The sequence below is a fragment of the Actinomycetospora sp. genome, assembly GCF_055612215.1.
The window spans coordinates 1-6,182 of sequence record NZ_JBVPVA010000150.1; the positions used below are offsets into that span (position 1 = coordinate 1).

At 78.3% G+C, this 6,182-nt stretch carries 6 protein-coding genes; 3 read left to right on the forward strand and 3 right to left on the reverse strand.

From position 1 onward, the window contains the following. Positions 1-190: 190 nt before the first annotated feature. Complete coding sequence (locus tag AC0CYZ_RS04170; protein WP_472212631.1) at positions 191-940, forward strand: class I SAM-dependent methyltransferase; 750 nt, start codon at positions 191-193, stop codon at positions 938-940. 4 nt (positions 941-944) lie between these two features. Here the strand turns inward: AC0CYZ_RS04170 and AC0CYZ_RS04175 are convergent, their stop codons facing one another. Together AC0CYZ_RS04175 and AC0CYZ_RS04180 are read right to left on the reverse strand one after the other, a co-directional pair. Next, the gene (locus tag AC0CYZ_RS04175) at positions 945-1,331 is read right to left on the reverse strand and encodes a DUF2795 domain-containing protein (protein ID WP_472212633.1); all 387 of its coding nucleotides are present in this window, start codon (positions 1,329-1,331) and stop codon (positions 945-947) included. A gap of 143 nt (positions 1,332-1,474) precedes the next feature. Continuing rightward, positions 1,475-2,722, reverse strand: coding sequence for a glycoside hydrolase family 27 protein (locus AC0CYZ_RS04180; protein WP_472212635.1), 1,248 nt, complete (start codon positions 2,720-2,722; stop codon positions 1,475-1,477). 65 nt (positions 2,723-2,787) lie between these two features. On the opposite strand from AC0CYZ_RS04180, the gene AC0CYZ_RS04185 reads away from it, so the two are divergent. Beyond that, positions 2,788-3,255, forward strand: coding sequence for a hotdog fold domain-containing protein (locus AC0CYZ_RS04185; RefSeq protein ID WP_472212637.1), 468 nt, complete (start codon positions 2,788-2,790; stop codon positions 3,253-3,255). 47 nt (positions 3,256-3,302) lie between these two features. Beyond that, entirely contained in the window at positions 3,303-4,769 is a 1,467-nt protein-coding gene (gene eccB, locus AC0CYZ_RS04190) for a type VII secretion protein EccB (protein WP_472212639.1), read from the forward strand. 89 nt (positions 4,770-4,858) lie between these two features. Here eccB and AC0CYZ_RS04195 read toward each other — a convergent pair. Further along, on the reverse strand, positions 4,859-6,182 hold a 1,324-nt coding region (locus AC0CYZ_RS04195; protein WP_472212641.1), incomplete at its 5' end, for a serine/threonine-protein kinase.

Below are 6,182 nucleotides of genomic sequence, written 5' to 3' on the forward strand. Positions count from 1 at the left end.
TTCCTCGCCTCGGGCGACGGGGGCGGCATGGGCGGCCAGGGCGGCTCGGACTCCGTCGGCTCCCAGATCACGGCGTGGGTGACGGCGCACTACACCGCGGCGACGGTCGGCGGGACCACGGTGTACGACCTCACCGCGCCGACGAGCTGACCGGACCCCCGCCCCACCTCGCAGGCCGTACGGTCGGGTGATGTCGCGCGCGCTGACCTTCGGCACCCGCGCCGACGCCTACGACCGGCTTCGTCCGGCCCCCGCGGCGGAGGCCCTCGACCACGTCCTCCCGCCGGGCGCCCGGCGGGTGGCCGACCTCGCCGCCGGGACCGGCCTGGTGACCCGCGCCGTGCTCGCCCGGCCGGCCGCGCCCGGCGTCGTCGTCGCCGTGGAACCCGCCCCGCGGATGCTGGCCCGCCTCGCGGCGACCACGCCGGGCGCCCGGGCGGTCCACGGGGTGGCCGAGGCGATCCCGCTGGCCTCGGGGGCCCTGGACGCGGTGCTCGCGTCGTCGGCCTGGCACTGGTTCGACCCGCCGGTCGCGACCGCCGAGATCGCCCGCGTGCTGCGCCCCGGCGGGGTGCTGGGCCTGCTGTGGAGCCGCGCCGACCCGACGGTGGGCTGGGTCGCCGGGGTCCGCGGGATCGGGAAGGCGGCCGCCGACGGCTCGGCGACGCTGTCCCGACGGGGCTTCGACATCGTCCTCCCGCCCGGACACGGCTTCGTCGACGAGCTCCCGGAGGCGGTCACGGTCCGCTGGACGCGCGCCATGTCCCGCGACGACGTCGCCAGGATGGTGTGCACCTACAGCGGCGTGCTGGAGCTGCCCGCCGCGGAGCAGGACGCGGTGCACCGCGCCGCCCGCGAGTACCTCGACGGGACGTTCCCCGGCGACGGCGAGCTCGAGGTGCCGTTCGAGACGGTGGTGCGGCGCTGGACGCGGTCCTGAGAGGTCAGGCCGGGCGGGGCATGCGCGGGCGCCGGTTCGCCAGCGCGCGGTGCGGGACCCGCATCGGGGCGCCGGGCCGGGCACGCCCGCCGGGCGCCGCGCCGCGCATCGCCGGGGTCACCGGGAGGGGTCGGCCGGTGAGCACGGCCGAGAGGACACCGAGCAGATCCTGGGGGGTCGCGTACTCCGCCTCGGGCAGCCGCGCGAGCAGCTGCCGGGTCACGCCGTCGCATCCGTAGATCTCACCGGCGGTGACGACCTGCCAGCGGCGCGCCGGGAACGGCACGTCCCGCAGGATGGGTACGAGCCGCTCGGCGAGTGCCGCCGGGCTCGCGTCCCGGAGGGTCAGGCCGGGGACGAGGGGGGCACCGGGTCGGGGTGGCGTGGTCATCGGAGGCTCCTCGGGGTCCACGGCACGGGGCCGCATCACCTGCTTAAGTCCCCCGTCCGGGTGTTCCATACGCCTCGCGCGGCGTCATCGCGTTGTCGACCGTTCCGCCCAGCGGTATCCGTGCTGGTCCGGACGGTCGCCGCTCAGCGCACCACGACGGTGCTGTGCGCTGCGACGACCACGCCCGGGACCACCGGCGAGCCGCTCAGCAGGTCCCGACCCGACACTCCGGCGGGCACCGGGACCGCCCGGTCGCCGAGTGCGGTGACCGACACCGCCGTCGAGCCGTCGGCCAGGCCGCGGCGCAGGACGAGCCGGCCCGTGACCTCGTCGAGGTCCACCGTCGGGGGCCGCCCGGCCGGGTCCTGGTCGATCGCGACCAGCCCGCGGTTCCCCAGCAGCGCGAGCGTCGGCGGGTCCGCCCGCGCGACGTCGGTGCCCGCCAGCAGCGGAGCCGCGAGCATCGACCAGACCGCCATCTGTGTCGCCTGCTCGGCCGGGCTCAGCCCCGCGTCGACCGTTCCGTCCCCGGTGACGGCCCGTCCGGGCCCGTTGCCCACCTCGAGCATGTCCGGGTCGTTCCAGCCCCGGTCCGGCGGCGGCCCCGTGCGGCCGGCCACGACGACGTCGAGCCGGACGACGTCGGCGACCGAGGCCCAGTCGTCGGCGACGTCGTGGGTGGTCCGCCAGAGCTGCGCGACGCCGGGCGCCCAGGCCCACGGGGCCGAGTTCCCCTTGTCGCAGATCGCGAAGACCATCGGGCGTCCCGTCGCGCGCAGGGCGCGCGCCATCGTCGTGTAGCGGGCGACGGCGTCGGTCCCCGCCGTGGAGCAGTCGTCCTCCTTGACGTAGTCGACGCCCCAGGCGGCGAACGAGGCCGCGTCGGCGGTCTCGTGGCCCAGCGAGGCGGGGAAGCCGCGCGCGTCGCAGGTCAGGGTGCCCGCGCTGGTGTAGAGGCCCAGGCGCAGGCCGCGGGCGTGGACGTAGTCCGCGAGGGCGGCGACGCCGTGGGGGAAGCGGACCGGGTCGGGCACCAGTCGCCCCGCGGCGTCGCGGCGGGGCGCGGCCCAGCAGTCGTCGAGGTTGACGTAGCGGTAGCCGGCCTCGCGCAGCCCGGTGGCCACCAGCGCGTCCGCCTGGGCGTGCACCCAGGCCTCGTCGAAGGCGTCGGTGCAGCCGACCGCGTTCCAGTCGTTCACGCCCATCGGCGGGGTCCGGGCCAGCGCGGTCGGGTCGCCGGGCTCCCCGGGCCGGAACCGCGCCCCGGGCGCGTCCGCCCCGGTCGCGAGCAGCACGACGGCGAGGACGACGACGAGTGCCGCGACCGCCCGTCCGGCACGGCGCCCCGCCCGACGGCCCCGGACGCGGAGGCGGGCGGTGACGACGGACATCGGGGCCGGACCCTGCCGGACGGACCTGTGTACAGACTTGGTTACCCGTGAGTAGGTTGAGGCCCATGAGCGCTGTGCTGTCCTCGTGGAACCGTCTCTCCGGGACGCTGCCCGGCCGCCTGCTCGTCAGCGGCGCGGTGTGGTTGCGGGCGCCGTACTTCCTGACGGCGGCCCCGGTGATCCTCGAGCTCGACGAGAAGCACAGCCGGGTCCGGATGCAGAAGTGGTGGCTCGTGCACAACCACCTCGGCACCGTGCACGCGATCGCCTCGTGCAACCTCGCCGAGTACGCGATGGGGGTGCTCGCCGAGGCCGCGGTCCCGGCGTCCCACCGCTGGATCCCGATCGGGATGGAGGTCCGCTACCTCGCCACCGCGACGACCTCCGTGACCGCCGACGCCGAGTTCGCCACCCCGCCCGCCTTCGGCCCCGACAAGGAGGACGTGACGGTGGAGGTGGCGATCCGCGACGACGCCGGGAACGAGGCCGTGCACGCCTCGATCCGGCTGCGCGTCTCGGTCCGCAAGGCGTAGCCGAAGGACCCTCGCCGGCGCGGCCGCTGTGCCACGATCGGGCGGTCATGAGCGCCCCGCCCGACTCCGGCCCCGGTGCACCCGGTGCTGCCGACGGCCCGGCGCCCGGGCGGCGGGCGGCCACCGCGGGCCAGGTCGTCGCGCAGCGGTTCACCGCCCGCCGCGTCGCCTCCGCGCTCGTGCGCCGGGACCCGGCGCCGCGGGTCGACCCGCTGCGCGGCCACACGCGGGCCACCGTCGCGGGCGGGCTCCTCGCGGTCCTCGCGCTCGGGGCGGCCGCGGTCGTCGGCCTCGTCGACCGGCCGCCCGACTGGCGCGGCGCCTCGATCGTCGTCGCCGAACGCTCCGGCGCGCTCGCCGTCGTCGCCCACGACCCGGACCGCCTGATCGGCGTCCCGAACCTCGCCTCGGCCCGACTGGTCGCCGCCGCACTGGCCGGGGCCCCGTCGCCGGCCGACCCCGTGGACGTCGCCGACGAGACCCTCGACGCCGCACCGCGGGCACGCCCCGTCGGCATCGTCGACGCGCCGGCGCTGCCCCCGCCCGACCGGCCGGGACCCGCGGTCTGGTCGGTCTGCGACACCACGTCCCCCGACGCCGAGCCGCGCCTCGCCTGGACCCGACCCCACACCACGACGACGGTCGCCGGCGCGGCCGGCCCGCCGGGGCGCCCGCTCGCCCCGGCCGAGGGCCTCGTCGTCGTGGACCGGGCGGGCCAGAACTGGCTGGTCCACGACGGGGTGCGGGCACGGCTGGACGTCGCGCGTCCGGCCGTCGTCGAGGCGCTCGGCCTCGGGGGCCTGCTGCCCCGGCCGGCGAGCAGCGGCTTCCTCGCCGCCCTGCCCGAGGCGCCGCCGATCACCCCGCCCGCGATCCCCGGCCGCGGGGCGTCGGTGCCGGTGGACCTCGCGGGCGAGCGCGCCGGCGGCGTGGTGCGCGTGGTCGGTCCCGGCCGGCCCGACACCTACCTGCTGGTGCTGCCCGACGGCGTCGAGGTGGTGCCGGAGCTGCTCGCCCGCCTCATCCGCCTCGACGACCCGACGCGGGCCGGCGTGCCGATCCCGACGGTCTCGCCGGCCCAGGTCGCCGCGCCGCCCGTGTCCCGCGCGATCGACGCGCGCGCCTTCCCCGACCCGGCGCCGGTGCCGCTGCCCCCCGACCGCGCGCCGACCGCCTGCGCCGACCTGGGGGGCGCGGACGGCGCCGCGGTCGTCACCGTCGCGGCGCAGCCCCCGGGGCCGGGCACGACGCTGCGCCAGGCCGACGGATCCGGGGACCGGGTGGACCGGGTGGCGCTGCCCGGCACCGGTGCGGCGGTGCGCACGACCGGCACGGGCCCGGACGGGCTGGCCGTCGTATCGGCGACCGGGTCGGTGCACGGAGTGCCGGACGCGGCCACCGCGGAGGCGCTGGGCCTCGGGCGCACCTTCTCGCCCGCACCGCAGTCCGTCGTCGGCCTCCTGCCCAGCGGCCCGCCGCTCTCGGTGGAGGCCGCGACACGGCCGCTGGGGTGATCACTGCCGGACCAGGGGCACACGGCGCAGGCCCGAGGGCCCGCAGGCCTGCCTGTCGTGCCCGTCGCCGACGCGGTCGGGCATTCGGGTCAGGGCGCGGCGACGAGCTTCGAGGCCGGGGACGTCGGCGAGCTCGGCGAGCTCACCGACGTCGGCTCCGAACGCCCGGTCGGCGTCGTCGTGACCACCACCGGCGGGGGCACGACGACCGGCGCCGGCGGCGTGGTGACCACCACCGGTGCCGGGGTGGTCGCCACGGGCGGCGCGACGGCCGTCGTCGTCCGGGGGCGGGGCCGGCTGGTGACGCGGGCCCGGGGCGAGCGGGCCGGCTCCGCCTCCTCCGTCGTCGGCGCCACCGCGGCGGGGGCCGCCGGGATCGCGGGCACCGACGAGGGCGGAGGCGGCAGCGGCGCGGTCGAGGAGGCCCGTACCAGCGTGAACGCGAGCGCGGAGCCCGCGACGAGCACGGCGGCGAGCGCGATCCCCACCGCGAGCAGCAGGCGGCGGCGGCGCGGACGGGACGCGGCGGGCGTCTCGCCGGCGGCCGGGGCGTCGGCGTAGGCGCCGGTCGTCGCGGCCGACCCGGTCGACGCCGCCGGTCCCGCCACCACCCCGGGCGCCGGGCTGAACGCCCCGGTCGGTGCCGCCATGAGCGCCGGGGACAGCACGGTCTCGGCGTCGACCCCGACCTCGCGGGAGATGGCGCGCGTGGCCGCGAGGACCTCGTCGGCGTCCGGCCGGGCCTCCGGCTCGTCAGCCGTCATCGCGGTGAGGAGCGTGCGCAGCGACTCCGGCAGGCCGACCGGGACCATCGGGCGACGGTGCAGCCGGGCGACGGCCGCCTCGAGGGCGTTGCCGGGGTACTCGCGCCGCCCGGTGATGCACTCGATGAGGGCGAGCCCGAGGGCGTAGATGTCGACCGCGGGGGACACCGACTCGCCGCGCACCTGCTCGGGGCTCAGGTAGGACGCGGTGCCGATCACCATCCCGGCCGCCGTGACCGGGGCGGCGTCGCGCACCGCGGCGATCCCGAAGTCGGAGAGGTGGGCCCGGCCGTCGGCGTCGAGCAGGACGTTGCCGGGCTTGACGTCGCGGTGGACGACGCCGCGGCGGTGCACGTAGGCGAGGGCGTCGGCCAACGCCGCGCCGAGGGCGATCACGTCGCCGAGCGGGAGCGGGCCGCGGCGGATGCGCTGCGCGAGGGTGTCGCCCTCGATCAGCTGCATCACGAAGTAGGCGCGGCCGTGGTCGTCGCCGACGTCGTAGACGGTGACCAGGCCCGGGTGGGAGAGCGCTGCGAGCGTGAGGACCTCGCGGCGGTTGCGGGCCTCCGAGCCCTCCTCGAGGTCCCCGACCAGCTCCGGGGGCGGGGCGGAGGACCGGGGCGTGGCGCCGGTCCCCCGGCCGTAGCGG